Source organism: Ruegeria atlantica (genome assembly GCF_013032455.1).
GTDB classification, from domain to species: domain Bacteria; phylum Pseudomonadota; class Alphaproteobacteria; order Rhodobacterales; family Rhodobacteraceae; genus Ruegeria; species Ruegeria atlantica_B.
Genome location: NZ_WQCF01000001.1, coordinates 539,731 through 553,200, shown reverse-complemented (window position 1 = coordinate 553,200; position 13,470 = coordinate 539,731). Strand labels below are relative to the sequence as shown.

At 57.6% G+C, this 13,470-nt stretch carries 14 protein-coding genes; 7 read left to right on the top strand and 7 right to left on the bottom strand.

Annotated elements, in window-relative coordinates; genetic code table 11:
* The first annotated feature begins 79 nt into the window (after nucleotides 1-79).
* Genes GOW93_RS02715 through glmM form a run of 3 tightly spaced genes read left to right on the top strand, consistent with a single transcriptional unit; the run spans nucleotide 80 to nucleotide 3,374 of the window.
* Nucleotides 80-1,000: a dihydroneopterin aldolase gene (locus tag GOW93_RS02715; protein WP_170381523.1), complete on the top strand. Its 921-nt coding sequence runs from the start codon at nucleotides 80-82 to the stop codon at nucleotides 998-1,000.
* On the top strand, nucleotides 997-1,995 hold the full coding sequence (gene folP / locus GOW93_RS02710; RefSeq protein ID WP_170381522.1) for a dihydropteroate synthase: 999 nt from the start codon (nucleotides 997-999) through the stop codon (nucleotides 1,993-1,995). The genes GOW93_RS02715 and folP overlap by 4 nt, the downstream gene beginning before the upstream one ends.
* A 35-nt stretch (nucleotides 1,996-2,030) precedes the next feature.
* Complete coding sequence (gene glmM, locus GOW93_RS02705; protein ID WP_170381521.1) at nucleotides 2,031-3,374, top strand: phosphoglucosamine mutase; 1,344 nt, start codon at nucleotides 2,031-2,033, stop codon at nucleotides 3,372-3,374.
* Here glmM and GOW93_RS02700 read toward each other — a convergent pair.
* Nucleotides 3,371-4,273 carry a DMT family transporter gene (locus GOW93_RS02700; protein ID WP_170381520.1) on the bottom strand — a complete coding sequence of 301 codons (903 nt, stop codon included), beginning with the start codon at nucleotides 4,271-4,273 and terminating at the stop codon, nucleotides 3,371-3,373. The two genes, glmM and GOW93_RS02700, sit on opposite strands and share 4 nt — an antisense overlap.
* A 132-nt stretch (nucleotides 4,274-4,405) precedes the next feature.
* Nucleotides 4,406-5,428, bottom strand: a complete 1,023-nt coding sequence (ilvC, locus tag GOW93_RS02695) for a ketol-acid reductoisomerase (RefSeq protein ID WP_170381519.1) — start codon at nucleotides 5,426-5,428, stop codon at nucleotides 4,406-4,408.
* A gap of 131 nt (nucleotides 5,429-5,559) precedes the next feature.
* Between ilvC and GOW93_RS02690 the strand changes: the two genes are divergently transcribed.
* Both GOW93_RS02690 and GOW93_RS02685 read left to right on the top strand, forming a co-directional pair.
* Nucleotides 5,560-6,015, top strand: coding sequence for an Lrp/AsnC family transcriptional regulator (locus GOW93_RS02690; protein WP_170381518.1), 456 nt, complete (start codon nucleotides 5,560-5,562; stop codon nucleotides 6,013-6,015).
* A complete protein-coding gene (locus tag GOW93_RS02685; RefSeq protein ID WP_170381517.1) occupies nucleotides 6,012-6,470 on the top strand; it encodes an Lrp/AsnC family transcriptional regulator in 459 nt (152 codons plus the stop codon). The genes GOW93_RS02690 and GOW93_RS02685 overlap by 4 nt, the downstream gene beginning before the upstream one ends.
* Before the next feature lie 6 nt (nucleotides 6,471-6,476).
* Here the strand turns inward: GOW93_RS02685 and GOW93_RS02680 are convergent, their stop codons facing one another.
* Nucleotides 6,477-7,178 carry a GntR family transcriptional regulator gene (locus GOW93_RS02680; RefSeq protein ID WP_170381516.1) on the bottom strand — a complete coding sequence of 234 codons (702 nt, stop codon included), beginning with the start codon at nucleotides 7,176-7,178 and terminating at the stop codon, nucleotides 6,477-6,479.
* A 233-nt stretch (nucleotides 7,179-7,411) separates the two neighbouring features.
* On the opposite strand from GOW93_RS02680, the gene GOW93_RS02675 reads away from it, so the two are divergent.
* Nucleotides 7,412-8,539 (top strand): aminotransferase class V-fold PLP-dependent enzyme, encoded by a 1,128-nt coding sequence (locus tag GOW93_RS02675; protein ID WP_170381515.1) that lies wholly within the window; start codon nucleotides 7,412-7,414, stop codon nucleotides 8,537-8,539.
* Between the two features lie 9 nt (nucleotides 8,540-8,548).
* On the opposite strand, the gene GOW93_RS02670 is transcribed toward GOW93_RS02675, so the two are convergent.
* From GOW93_RS02670 to GOW93_RS02660, 3 genes are all read right to left on the bottom strand, one after another.
* Nucleotides 8,549-9,745: a UbiH/UbiF family hydroxylase gene (locus tag GOW93_RS02670; protein WP_170381514.1), complete on the bottom strand. Its 1,197-nt coding sequence runs from the start codon at nucleotides 9,743-9,745 to the stop codon at nucleotides 8,549-8,551.
* 76 nt (nucleotides 9,746-9,821) lie between these two features.
* A complete protein-coding gene (locus GOW93_RS02665; protein ID WP_170381513.1) occupies nucleotides 9,822-10,070 on the bottom strand; it encodes a hypothetical protein in 249 nt (82 codons plus the stop codon).
* 87 nt (nucleotides 10,071-10,157) lie between these two features.
* On the bottom strand, nucleotides 10,158-10,802 hold the full coding sequence (locus tag GOW93_RS02660) for a pyrimidine 5'-nucleotidase (RefSeq protein ID WP_170381512.1): 645 nt from the start codon (nucleotides 10,800-10,802) through the stop codon (nucleotides 10,158-10,160).
* Nucleotides 10,803-10,902: 100 nt separating this feature from the next.
* Between GOW93_RS02660 and GOW93_RS02655 the strand changes: the two genes are divergently transcribed.
* The gene (locus GOW93_RS02655) at nucleotides 10,903-11,550 is read left to right on the top strand and encodes a GntR family transcriptional regulator (RefSeq protein ID WP_170381511.1); all 648 of its coding nucleotides are present in this window, start codon (nucleotides 10,903-10,905) and stop codon (nucleotides 11,548-11,550) included.
* Here the strand turns inward: GOW93_RS02655 and GOW93_RS02650 are convergent, their stop codons facing one another.
* Nucleotides 11,551-13,428 carry a glycosyltransferase gene (locus GOW93_RS02650; RefSeq protein WP_170381510.1) on the bottom strand — a complete coding sequence of 626 codons (1,878 nt, stop codon included), beginning with the start codon at nucleotides 13,426-13,428 and terminating at the stop codon, nucleotides 11,551-11,553.
* Nucleotides 13,429-13,470: the final 42 nt, after the last annotated feature.

Sequence of the window (13,470 nt, the reverse complement as noted above, 5' to 3'; positions counted from 1 at the left end):
GGCGTTTGTTGCAGTGTTATACGCCCGCGCATCGTATAATTTGGGTAGATCAGTCCAAAAGCCCGAAAAGGTCTGTCGTATGAGCTCTGAAATCCGTCTTGCCTTTGCGCACCCATCCGAGCGGTCTGAAGCGACCGCAACGCGGGGGCCGTTGGATCGTATCTCATTACGGGACCATATCGTCGAGGTCGAGATCGGCGCTTTTCAGGCCGAGCGCGGAACAACGCAGCGCATCTGCTTTAACATCGTGGTCGAAGTCCGCCCGCTAACCGATCCGATTGATGACGATGTTGACCGCATCCTGTCCTATGACCGGGTGACCGAGGCCATCGCGCATGAACTGGCCGCTGAACGGCTGAATCTGCTGGAGACTTTGGCAGATCGTGTGGCTGAGCGTATTCTACTTGAACCTCAGGCTGTAAGGGCTTTTGTCCGCATAGAAAAACTTGATCGCGGCCCTGGGGCCTTGGGCGTGGAAATCGTGCGTGGCAGGGATAAAGCCCATCATGATGTGGTTGAGGAAGAACGCCCACATCCGCGTCTGGTGTTCCTTTCGAATGAGGCTATTGCGTCGCCCAATCTGACCGGTTGGATTGATCAACTGGAAAACCGTCAGCGGCCGCTGATCCTTTGCGTCGGTGCGTCGGATATGGCGGTGCCGCAGACCGGCCACGCGATGACACAGCGCCGGATTGACCTGCTGGCCATCGAGCAGAACGCATGGGTTCTGGCAGCACGGGATCATCGGTGTGTGGTTGTTTCCACCCGAACAGAATTGGATTGGGCAATGAAGAACGGCCAGATTTGCGTTTGGGCGCCGTCCAAGATTGTTCTGGATGCGGTTGATGGCCCATCGGCTGCGCCATCAGATGCTGTGGCTTTGGCAGCCTGGTTCGCGGCCACCTTTGAGGCCAGTGAGATGATGGTGATCGGCGGTGCCTTGCCAAACGCGCCGAAGACGCCTCTGCGCGCGATTTCCGTGGATCAGGGGAAACTGTGACCGAATATTTTCGACCGCTGGTTCAACATGGCGCTGCCCGGCTTGATGGTGCTGTATCGCTCGCCGGGCAATCTCTGTGGTTTACCCATGCAGAACGGTTGTCTCGCACTTCTCCTCCAGCGATAGTAGCCGCGCGAGATATCCAGACAGAAGTACTGAAGCGCCTGACCGGACCGCGCGCCGATATCGCGGGGCTTGCGATGGATCGACCGCAAATCATGGGCATCCTGAACGCGACCCCCGACAGTTTTTCGGACGGCGGTGTGCATAATTCGGTCGAGGCTGCGGTATCCGCCGCGAAACAGATGGTGGCGCATGACGCAGGAATTCTGGATATCGGCGGTGAATCGACACGTCCTGGGGCTGCGTTTGTACCCGAGGATGAGGAAATCGCCCGCACCAAGCCTTTGATCGAGGCTATCCGTGCTGAAACGCAGGCTCTCATTTCCATCGACACTCGTAAGGCCAGCGTCGCCAAGGCCGCATGGAACGCTGGGGCAGGTCTGATCAATGATGTGTCGGGCTTTACATTTGATCCACAATTGGCCCCGTTTTGTGCCGAGGTCGGCGCGCCCGTTTGTGTGATGCATATGCAGGGTGATCCGGCCACGATGCAGGATGATCCGCAATACGATGATGTTCTTCTGGACGTTTATGATTTTCTTGAAGCGCAGATCGAGAAACTGGAACGCTTGGGCGTCAACCGCAACCGGATTGTTGCTGATCCTGGTATCGGGTTTGGCAAGACACTGGAGCATAATCTGACCCTGCTGCAAAACCTCAGCCTGTTCCATGGGTTGGGCTGTCCAATCTTGCTGGGTGTCTCGCGCAAGGGCCTCATCGGAGAGATCGGGCGCGAGCCGCGCAAAGACGCCCGCGCACCGGGATCGATCGCAGTGGCACTGGCCGGGTTGTCTCAGGGCGTGCAGATCGTCCGGGTTCATGACGTGGCCGAAACCGTTCAGGCCTTGCGTCTATGGGCCGCCGTCCGGTAATCCGGTCGCAGGCAAGAAATGAACGGAGAACTACCATGCGCAAGCTGTTCGGAACTGACGGGGTGCGGGGCACCGCGAACACCTATCCGATTACGGCCGAAATGGCCTTGCGTATTGGGGCGGCTGTAGGGCGGTATTTTCGCCGTGATCAATCCGGTGCGCATCGGGTGGTTATCGGTAAGGACACACGCCTGTCCGGGTACATGCTGGAAAATGCGCTGACTGCGGGGCTGACCTCGACTGGGATGAATGTGCTGTTGCTGGGCCCGGTCCCGACCCCTGCGGTTGGGTTGATGACCCGCTCGATGCGGGCTGATTTAGGGGTGATGATTTCGGCCAGCCATAACCCGGCTGATGATAACGGTATCAAGTTCTTTGGTCCTGACGGGTACAAGCTGTCCGATCAAGCAGAACTGGAGATCGAACGCCTGATCGAAGAGGGTGTCAAACCTGCGCAAGCACAAAACATAGGCCGAGCCCGCCGTGTGGATGATGCACGGTTCCGGTATGGCGAACGGGTGAAATCCTCGTTGTCCCGCGATTTGCGTCTGGACGGGTTGAAAGTGGTGGTCGACTGCGCCAACGGTGCCGCGCACCGCACCGCACCCGAGGTTCTGTGGGAACTGGGCGCTGAGGTCATTCCAGTGGGGATTGCGCCGAATGGTAAAAATATCAACCAGAATTGCGGATCTACCAAACCTCAGTTGGCGGCCGAGACGGTAGTGGCCCATGGCGCGGATGTGGGCATTTGTCTGGACGGCGACGCCGACCGCGTTGTGATGGTCGATGAGAATGGTCAGGTAGCAGATGGTGACCAGTTGATGGCTCTTCTGGCGACCAGCTGGGCAAAGGCCGGCCGTCTTGAAGGCGGTGCTTTGGTTGCGACTGTGATGTCAAACCTTGGGCTGGAACGGCACCTGGCCGCGCAAGGATTGCGGTTGGAACGAACAGCCGTTGGCGACCGGTATGTCGTCGAACGGATGCGCGAAGGTGGGTTCAATCTGGGTGGTGAGCAATCGGGGCACATTGTCATGAGTGATTTTGCCACCACTGGTGACGGTTTGATGGCAGGTCTGCATTTCCTTGCCGAGATGGTCCATTCAGACCGTAAGGCATCTGAGTTGTCCGTGCAGTTCGAAACCGTACCGCAATTGTTGAAGAACGTACGCTACGGCGAAGGGCAGGCTCCGCTCGAAACCTCCAGCGTGAAGGCCGCGATTGCCGATGCCGAGGCGAGATTGAACGGGCAGGGGCGTTTGTTGATCCGCAAATCGGGGACTGAGCCTTTAATCCGAGTGATGGCCGAATGCGAGGATGACGCTTTGTTGACACAGGTCGTCGATGGCATCGTGGCCGAGGTCGAAGCGGTCGCCAGTTAACGCCCGAACAGCATCTTGCGCAGGCTGAACCACTGGCTGATTGCCAGCCCCGTCAGGATCATCGCCAGCGCGATGTAAAACCGCAGTGGCAGGGCCTCGGACAGAATCCACGCCCCGAGCACCATCGACCAGATGGGTACTTGGTAGTTGACAAGTGTAAGGAACACAGACCCTGCGCTGCGGATGATCGAGACACGCAATAGGGTGGCAAAAGCAGTGGGCAGCAGCCCCAGTGCGATGATCGCCAGACCGGGACGCGTGCCTTCCCAGTCGGGAATGCCTTCGATCATCAACATGAACGGCAGCAACAACACCGCCCCAACGACCAGCGACAGCGCGGCCAATGCAACGGGGTCGATGGGCGGGCAGCGCCGGGTAAAGATCGACGCGCAGGAGTAGCAAAGCGCAGCACCGATGCAGGCGAGTTGTGCCAAGGGTTCGGCCCCTTGTCCGATCTGCGCCAGACCCGGGCCGATCAAAACCAGAGCCCCGCAAAATCCCAGCGATACACCAACAAAACGCCGGGCGTTCAGCGGTTCGTCCGAGAAGAAATGCGCCAGCGGCAGAACCATCAAGGGAATGGCCGCCATTGAAAGGCCGGCAAAGGCCGAAGCCACATATTGCTGACCCCAGCTGAGCAGCATGAACGGCAGAGCGGTGGACAACACGCCGATGACGACGATGTAGCCCCACAGTTTCAGGTCGCCGGTAGGTAGCTTGCGCCCCGTCAGGACCATCATAGCCAGCAAGGTCAATGCGCCCAGAGTGGTGCGTGCAGTTGCAACGGTTACAGGCCCATACCCCTCAAGCGCCATGGCGACGACCATAAAGGTGCCGCCCCAGATGAGGCCGAGGGCAATAACTCCACTCCAGTCGCGCGATGAGGGCTGATCGACCATTTTTGTGCTGACCTCGCAAATCATTGCGGTGATTGATCGCGTGAAGCGTCAGTTTTTACAACAGGTTGATTGACGGTCTTTACGAAAAAGGGCGGCCACTGAGGGCCGCCCTTCTGCTGACGATAGTCAGACTTAGTTCTTTTCTTTGTCGACCATTTTGCCGGCCGAAATCCACGGCATCATGCCGCGCAGCTTGGCGCCGGTTTCTTCGATCTGATGCTCGTCATTGGCGCGACGGGCTGCTTTGATGGTCGGTTGACCAACGGCGTTTTCCAGCATGAAGTCACGGACGAATTTACCCTGCTGGATGTCATTCAGAACCGCTTTCATGCGCGCTTTGGTCTCGTCGTATTTCAGGATGCGCGGGCCGGTGACATACTGGCCGTACTCGGCAGTGTTCGAGATCGAGTAGTCCATGTTGGCGATACCGCCTTCGTAGATCAGGTCAACGATCAGCTTCACTTCGTGCAGACACTCGAAATAGGCCATTTCAGGCGCGTAGCCTGCCTCGACCAGAGTTTCAAAGCCGCAGCGGATCAGTTCGACCAGACCGCCGCACAGAACGGCCTGTTCGCCGAAGAGGTCGGTTTCACACTCTTCACGGAAGTTGGTTTCGATGATTCCCGAGCGGCCGCCACCGATGGCCGAGCAATAGGACAGGCCGATTTCCAGCGCTTTGCCTGTCGCGTCGTTGTTCACTGCGACCAGGCAAGGTACGCCGCCGCCTTTGGTGTATTCGCCACGCACGGTGTGGCCGGGGCCTTTGGGGGCCATCATGATGACGTCAACGCCTTCTTTCGGCTCGATCAGGCCGAAGTGGACGTTCAGGCCGTGGGCGAACGCGATAGCTGCGCCGGGCTTGATGTTGTCATGCACGTATTTCTTGTAGGTCTCGGCCTGCAGTTCATCGGGCATGGTGAACATGATGACGTCACACCATGCAGCGGCTTCGGCGATACCCATCACCTGTAGACCTTCGCCTTCAGCTTTCTTGGCCGAGGGCGAGCCTTCGCGCAGGGCGACGACCAGATTCTTGGCACCCGAGTCGCGCAGGTTCAGCGCGTGGGCGTGACCTTGCGAGCCATAACCCAGGATGGCTACTTTTTTGTCTTTGATCAGGTTGATGTCGCAATCGCGATCGTAATAGACGCGCATGATTTCGGTCCTTTCTGTTACGGTTGCTGAGCTTTTAGTTGGGCGTGGAGCTATTGGCGAGCGGTTTTCCATTGAGTATTTTGGAAAAAGATGAAAAATTATTCGTGCCAATCTGATATCTCGGGAAAATCATGCTTGACGACATGGATCGACGTATTCTGCGCCATCTGCAGCCGGAACCAACGCTGTCCATGGCCGAACTGGCCGAGCGCTGCGGGATCAGCCAAGGTGTGTGTTGGCGGCGGGTTGAGAAGATGCAGGCCGCTGGCATCATACAGGGGCAGGAGGCCGTTATCGACTGGGCCGCCTTGGGCTATGCAATTGAGGTCTCGTTGCGTGTGACGCTGGACAAAACGCAGCCCCGTGCCTTTGATGAATTCACAGCCGCCGCGCGTCTGGTTGCCGAGGTGGTCGAAATTCAGACGTTTTTGGGGCGGGTGGACGTGCGCCTATCGGTGTTGGCGCGGGATATGTCCAACTATCAGCAGCTCTATCGTGATCGCATTCTGACTTTGCCGCATATCGCCGATATCGAGGCGTTGATGCATATCGCCCGCGTCAAGCGCAACGAAGTGTTGCCGGTATGATCGAGCTGGATGACCTCGACCGCCAGATTCTGCGCGCGCTGGTACAGGACGCGACGCAAAGTGCAGGGGCGTTGGGGCGTAAGTTGGGCTTGTCACAGCCAGCCACATGGCGGCGCATTCGTAGGATGGAAGAGGCGGGCGTCATCAAGGGGCGCCGTCTACGCCTGAATGCAGAGGCGCTGGGGTTTGGTGTGACCGTTTTCCTTGGCGTCAAGCTGGCGCGCAAAGGACAGGTCAGCCTGGAGGATTTCGAACGCGCCGTCGCCGCCATCCCCGAAGTGCAGACTGTTGAGCATGTCTTAGGCTTGTATGACTATCGCCTGCGAGTTGTGGCACGCGATTTGGCGGATTTCGAACGGGTCCTACGGCGACGGATCATGACATTGCCCGGGGCTGGTGAGGTTGAGGCAAACGTTCTACTCAGCGAAGAGCGCCTGCCAGGCCCGATCGGGTGACTGGGATCAGTACTTGGTGCGGATGCAAAAGCCGGGATGATGCGTCATCCGAGCAAAGGTCATCGGCAAACCGTCTTTCCAAGTCGTGCGCTCAAGCTGAATCATCGAGGTGCCAGTCGTAGTGCCCATAAATTCAGCAAGCCGCCCGTCGGCTGAAATTGCGCAAAATGCGATCTCGGCTTCGGTAAAGGGGGCTATGTTCAGCAACCACTCATGTGGGCCATGCGTGTTCAAATCCGCATGCTCTACCTCGGGTACGGTTTCGATGTTGATCCAACGCTCTTCAAGCTGAAAGGGGCGGTTGTCGGCGTAGTGCATGCAGATCACGTGTAATACCCGCGCATCCGGCGAAACGTTTAGCTGAGAGGCTAGCCAACCGGGGCTGGACACGACATTTCGCTCAACAAGAGCATAGCGATAGGTGGAATTCTGGTTCTCAACAGCTTGACGCGCCAGCGAGAACTCCAGTTTCGCGTGTTTGCTGGGCTCTTTCTTGACCCGCGTGCCACTTTTGCGCTTACGCTCGACAAAGCCCTGTTCGGCCAGTTCGCGCAGGGCGCGGTTAACGGTCGCGCGCGCGCAATTGAATTCTTCGGCAAGCTGCGTTTCGGTCGGAAGCAGAGACCCCTGTGGCCAGATTCGGCTTTCAATCCGCCGCTTGACTTCGTCACGTACAACCTGAAAACTGATCCGCTTTTGAGCAGTCACGAGAAGTAATGCCTTTCTTCTACAAAGTGAATGTATCTGTTCAGAAACACCTCAGGGTGTAAAGGGGTGGTGACACTATTTGGCGTCAAGTAATCATTCAATTGACGGTTTTTGAGGTTAATTTTGCGTTAGTAAATTGAGTTCCGTCGCGTCAATTGCCGTTGCGCAGCAAGCGTCATAACATCCCAAAGTACAGACTCATGAAACCCGAACGCACTTTGAAAGGACAAATCATGCCAGCGCTTTTGGAAACCATCGACCCGAATGGGCTGGAAGAATTCTCAGTTGTGTTCACGGATCGATCCTTGAACCACATGTCAGCTCGGTTTCAAACCGTCATGCGTGATATATCTTCTATGTTGCGGGATGTTTACAAGGCGGACGGCGTTGCCGTGATCCCAGGCGGCGGCACCTACGGCATGGAGGCCGTGGCGCGCCAGTTCGCACGTAATGCCAATGTTCTGGTCGTACGAAATGGGTGGTTTTCTTATCGCTGGAGCCAGATCATCGAATCTGCAACGCTGACAGCGTCGGCTACGGTGCTCAAGGCGCGGCAGACCGGAAACTCCAGCCCGTCGCCATTTGCTCCGGCCCCGATCGAAGAGGTAATTTCAACAATTCGTGAGCAGCGTCCTGATGTGGTTTTTGCGCCGCATGTTGAAACATCTGCGGGCCTCATCTTGCCAGAGGATTATGTGACCGCAATGGCAGAAGCTGCGCATGAGGTCGGTGCGTTGATGGTGTTGGATTGCATCGCCTCTGGCTGTGCGTGGGTCGACATGAAGGCGACCGGTGTGGATGTTTTGATTTCAGCCCCGCAGAAAGGGTGGAGCGCATCGCCTTGCGCCGGTTTGGTCATGATGTCCAATCGGGCTGAAGCACGTTTGCAAGAAACAACGTCGGATAGTTTTGCTGTAGATCTGAAGAAATGGCGTCAGATCATGCAAGCTTATGAAAACGGTGGGCATGCCTATCATGCCACCATGCCGACCGATGCCTTGCAGGCATTTCGGGATACAATGGTCGAAACGCGCGACTATGGCTTTGAAAAACTGCGAGATGCGCAATGGGCTTTGGGCAACGGTGTCCGGGCAATGCTGAAAGAGAAAGGTGTTGCTTCGGTTGCTGCCGAGGGGTTTGGCGCGCCGGGAGTTGTGGTCAGCTATACCTCGGACCCCGATGTTCAGAACGGCAAGAAATTTGTCGCGTTGGGCATGCAGATTGCAGCCGGTGTTCCGCTGCAATGTGATGAGCCTGAGGGGTTCAGCACATTCCGTCTGGGCTTGTTCGGGCTGGATAAACTGTATGACGTGGATGGCACAATTGCGCGGCTCAAGCGCGTGTTGGATCAGGTTCTGTGATCTTGAGTCTCAGCTCACGCCGAGACCCATCTGCATCAGCGTTTTCCGCACGGGCGGCAGGGAGTAGAGCGCATTCAATCCCATCGCCCGCGCATCGCGCAGCGGCCGCGCTTCGATCATTGAGGCGCGGTTTAACAAGTCGATGCCTTTGACCCGCATCTCGATCTCGGTGTGTCGGGCCTTGTGATAGGCGTCCAGCATCTGCGCATCGCCCAGACCCTCGGGGCGGGCGTGGGCAAGATCCAGCAGGCTGCGCAGATCTCCCAGCGACATATTCAGCCCTTGTGCACCGATAGGGGGTACAATGTGGGCCGCTTCGGCCATCAGGGCGATGCGTTCACCCGACAGCCGTTCCGCCGACTGGCTTATGATCGGCCAGATCGTTCGGCGCGAGGCCAGTTTCAGCGGCCCGAACAGCCCGCAGGAGCGTTCGGTCATCAGCGCCTCGAATGCCTCGGGTTCGGTGTTCAGCAATTCAACCGCACGAGGGCCGCGTTCCATCCAGACAATCGCAGAGGAAGGCTGGCCCTGCCAGTCGGGTAGTGGGACCAGAGTGAACGGTCCGCCCGAACGGTGAATCTCGGTTGAAACATTGTCATGCGGGATTGGGTGAGTAACGGCGAAGGCCAGCGCCTTTTGACCGTATCGCGTGGTGTGGACATTGATCCCGGCGGCCTCACGCATGGGAGAGTTACGCCCGTCCGCAGCGATCACCAATTTGCAGCGAATGCGGCTTCCGTCGCTCAGCCCTACGCGCGCCTCGGCGGTGCGGGTGAACAGGCTGACGGTGCCTGTACCGGGGCGGAAATCGACATTGGGCAGTTCGGCCAGTCGCGCCACTATCTCGCGACGCAGCAACCAGTTCGGCAGGTTCCAGCCAAACGGTTGGTCGGATATATCGGCGGCGTTAAAGTCACGTACTACGCGTGGTTCGGGTACATCGCCGCCCGCATCCACGATCCGCATGATTTGCAAGGGAGCGGCATGTTCATCCAGCCGTGCCCACAGTCCGCATTGCTCCAACAGCCCGTGTGCTGGTTGCAGAAACGCAGTCGTCCGCAGGTCGGACCCGTCCACATCACGCTCGGTGATGGGGGGAGTGGGGTCGACGCAAACTACGTCGAATCCGGCAGTTCCAAGGGCCGCCGCAGCGGTCAGCCCGGCGATTCCACCACCGGAAATCAGGATGTCACAGCTGTCAGTCATGGCCTTGGTCTCCGAGTCTTGGGCAGAACCTAGTTCGGTTCCAAGGTCGGTGCCAAGTGACATCCTGTCTCGTATGTCAGCCGCGCGAAATCAGAAGGAGGATGATGAACATCATCGGCACCATCATGACGGCAGGGATGTATAGTCCTGGCAGACCAAACAGCAGGGCAGAGCAGCCCCACATGCTGAAGATCGCGGCGGCAGTGTAATACCAATCTTCGGCCTCACCTTTGGCGGCATCACGGGCCAGCCAGCCGAAAACGGGGATTGCAAACAACAGGCGCTGCCAAATTGGCAGGCGTCCGGGCATCTCGATCGCGCTCATGGGGTTCTCCGATTCTGTTCGTCGCTGAGGCGCATATAGGGGCTATGCTGCACCTGCAGAATGTGCAGATCGTCGCAGTGTGACAGCCTATCGCAGGCGGGATAGAAACGCGGTCAGATCGTCTGTATGGTGATGAATATGGTCGGCCTCATGAGGTTCCGGCGCGACATGGACCGTACGCATTCCCATCGCGTGCGGAGCGGCTAAATTTCGGGGGTCATCCTCGAACATGGCCGCCTTTGCGGCCTCAATTCCATCCTGTTTAAAGATCGCCTCGAACGCTGCTTTTTCGGGCTTGGGGCGATAGCCAGCGTGTTCCACACCATAGATCGCGTCGAACAGGCCGCTGAGGCCACGCGCCTCAAGCACGCGCTCGGCGTAGGGTGCGCTGCCATTGGTGTAAACGATGCGGCGACCGGGTAGCGACCGGATGTGATCGGCTAGCTGGGCATCAGGGTCCATGTGGCTCATGTCGACCTGATGAACAGCGTGCAAATAGGGGTCGGGGTCCAGATCGTGCTCAGCCATCAGCCCTGCCAGCGTGGTGCCGTAGTGCCGCCAATAGTGAGAGCGCAGCCGATCCGCCTCGGCCCGGTCGACGCCGATTGCCTGTACAACGTAATCCGTCATCAGCACTTCGATCTGATCGAACAGGCGCATATGCGGCGGGTACAGCGTATTGTCGAGGTCGAACACCCATTGGGTGACGTGAGCAAAGGCAGGTTTGACCATGGCTTTGGTTTAGGGCGCATGAGCAAGCTTTTCAATGCCGCTCTTGATCCGCAGGGTGTGTGGCGGATAGACATGTCCGAACGAGGAGACGAACCACACTATGCCCCAGTCCAGACAGCCGACAAAAGACGCCTATAGCCTTATTCTCGAAGCGATCGACGTGGGCGTCTACAAGCCCGGCGACCGTTTGGTCGAAAGCGAACTGGCGGAACGGTTCGGGGTTTCACGGACGCCCATCCGCGAAGCGCTGCAACGCTTGGAGACGCAGTCGTTGCTTGAGCGCGACGGGCGATCGCTTATCGTCGCGTCGCTGGACCACAACCAAATGGCCGAGTTGTATGTGGTGCGGCGAGAGCTTGAGGGGTTGGCCGCGAAGCTGGCGGCCAAGCACGCTACCGAAGAAGAGATCAAGGTGTTGCAGGATATGGTGACCGAGGACGATGCCTTGGTCGACGATCCCACGGCCCTGTCGCGCGCGAACCGGCGTTTTCACGAGCAAATTCATCTTGCTTCTCACAACCGGTATCTAGTGCAGCAACTGGACCTTGTTCATCGCACTATGGCGCTGATGGCCACTACCTCTCTGGCCGTGCAAGGGCGCGGTGAGATAGCGCAGAGCGAGCACAAGGGCATTGTCGAAGCCATCGCTGCGCGGGATGAAGAGGCTGCGGGGCGTGCGCTCAAAGAGCATATCTCGGTTGCGTTCATGACTCGCCTGAAGCAGGATGCAGTTCTGCGCGAGAATTGATCATTCGGCCGGCGGACTTTCCTCGCTGGCCTGCCCGTGTTGCGTTTTGTCCCAAAAGAACGGGTTAAGTATCAGTTCCCAAAGAGCTTTATACGCAGCCAGCACGCCAAGTGGGAAATACAACGGCATGGTTGGAATCCATGGCAAAAGGAACCGCCTTTCCTGTGCGGATACAGCGACGATCCCGACGACCGCATTCGTGATCTCGGCGGCCAGAAACAGCCCGATCAGGACTGCCGTCATCGTTGCGGGCAAGATCGGATCTAACGGGCTGGGAAGTCCAAAGCTCGTGAGCCAGAAAAGCCACAAGATTGGGGCCAGCAGGAATTGGATAACGGTTCCCAGAAAAAAGGCCTGAACGCCAAGAAACCGTACTGGGCCGAGGTCGCGAAAAAGGCGCATTGGGGCTCGCATGTGAACCAGATAGGTCACCATGAACCCCTTGAGCCAGCGCGAACGCTGTCGCACCCAAGGCCAGGCGCGAAAGTTGGCCTCTTCAAACGTTGCGGTGTCAACCATTTCGGTTCGATAACCGGATCGGGACAGACGCACCCCCAAATCGGCATCTTCAGTTACATTGTGGGCATCCCACCCACCTAATTCCAACAGTTTTTCACGGCGGAAAAAGAAAGTGGTCCCGCCCAAGGGAACAACAAGACCAAGTCGCGCGATACCCTGAAGGACAACACGGAACCAGCTGTTGTACTCGATAGAAAAGCAGCGCGATCGCCAATTGGTGCGCGGGTTATAGTAGTCGAGAACACCTTGCAGGCAGACCACGTCCTCTTCCACCCTCGCAAATTTTCGGACAACACGCTCAATCTGATCCGGTTGTGGCGCATCTTCTGCATCCCAAACACCCAAAATGTCGCCGCGGCAGAAATCCAGTGCATAGTTCATTGCGCGGGGTTTGGTGGTTAGACCGTTGAGTGCTGGTACTTCGATGGTTCTGATCCAACTGGGCAGATCAACCTCGGCCAAGGTGGAGCGGGTGATCTTATCGGCTTCTTCAAGTACCAGGATGATGTCCAGCAGAGACTTGGGATAGGTCAGCCGCGTCAGCCGTTGAATAAGGGCATCTGCGATTTCGCGCTCTTTGTACAGAGGTACCATGATGGACACACAGGGCAGGGGTTGAGGCGGGCTGGAATCTGCGGTCTCTGTTCGGTGAGTGGGGCGGCGCCAGTGAAAGGCAAGCAAACCAATTATGCGCAGGGATGTGAATAGGGCCAAGCTAATGACCGCTGCTGCAACCAGGAATGAAAGCCCGACCATGGGAAAAGCAAGAAAAAGGATGATCATCGCCAGCAGAATGGCACCCGGCCAAACCGGAGATCGCAGTGACCAGGATCGGCAGCTTTGTTCTATTTTCACCCGGGATTCGGCGGCTTTGGCAAGCGGGGTAGAAAACACACGAGAGATCGCATCGTCTATTTGATCGCTTCCGGCAAGCACAGGAATAATCGTTCGACCGCACCCTTTCAGTTCCGCGTGGACCTTTTGAAAGCGATCCGGGCGCGCTGTCGCTATCATCAGGACAGGACCAATTCGCTTCCACGGTATGACGTTGTGGGTCAACCAGAATTGGACAGGCATGATCTGGCACAAATCGGGGGGCGGAGGTTGGCGGTCCAGATCGGCGATTTGCAAACCATGCTGCTCAGATAAAGCATCTTGCACATCCTGACGAGTCACCCAACCTTCGGACACCAGAATTTCACCCAACGGTGCCTGTTGCCAGGATTGCAGAACAAGAGCCTTGACCAATTGCGACTGAGTGATCAGTCCACGGTCGATCAGACAAGCGCCCAGAGGCTTACTTGCCTGTGCAGGGATCGGCGCGGCATGCGCGAAATGCTGCAGGTTCAGTTCGACCATAAAGAAACAACCCCGACGCGGTTACTTGGCGTCAAGGTTGTC

Bases quoted from the DNA above. Each gene is read 5' to 3' on its own strand.
- GOW93_RS02715 (WP_170381523.1), top strand. From the start codon at position 80: ATGAGCTCTGAAATCCGTCTTGCCTTTGCGCACCCATCCGAGCGGTCT.
- glmM (WP_170381521.1), top strand. From the start codon at position 2,031: ATGCGCAAGCTGTTCGGAACTGACGGGGTGCGGGGCACCGCGAACACC.
- GOW93_RS02700 (WP_170381520.1), bottom strand. From the start codon at position 4,273: ATGGTCGATCAGCCCTCATCGCGCGACTGGAGTGGAGTTATTGCCCTC.
- ilvC (WP_170381519.1), bottom strand. From the start codon at position 5,428: ATGCGCGTCTATTACGATCGCGATTGCGACATCAACCTGATCAAAGAC.
- GOW93_RS02690 (WP_170381518.1), top strand. From the start codon at position 5,560: ATGCTTGACGACATGGATCGACGTATTCTGCGCCATCTGCAGCCGGAA.
- GOW93_RS02685 (WP_170381517.1), top strand. From the start codon at position 6,012: ATGATCGAGCTGGATGACCTCGACCGCCAGATTCTGCGCGCGCTGGTA.
- GOW93_RS02675 (WP_170381515.1), top strand. From the start codon at position 7,412: ATGCCAGCGCTTTTGGAAACCATCGACCCGAATGGGCTGGAAGAATTC.
- GOW93_RS02670 (WP_170381514.1), bottom strand. From the start codon at position 9,745: ATGACTGACAGCTGTGACATCCTGATTTCCGGTGGTGGAATCGCCGGG.
- GOW93_RS02665 (WP_170381513.1), bottom strand. From the start codon at position 10,070: ATGAGCGCGATCGAGATGCCCGGACGCCTGCCAATTTGGCAGCGCCTG.
- GOW93_RS02660 (WP_170381512.1), bottom strand. From the start codon at position 10,802: ATGGTCAAACCTGCCTTTGCTCACGTCACCCAATGGGTGTTCGACCTC.
- GOW93_RS02655 (WP_170381511.1), top strand. From the start codon at position 10,903: ATGCCCCAGTCCAGACAGCCGACAAAAGACGCCTATAGCCTTATTCTC.
- GOW93_RS02650 (WP_170381510.1), bottom strand. From the start codon at position 13,428: ATGGTCGAACTGAACCTGCAGCATTTCGCGCATGCCGCGCCGATCCCT.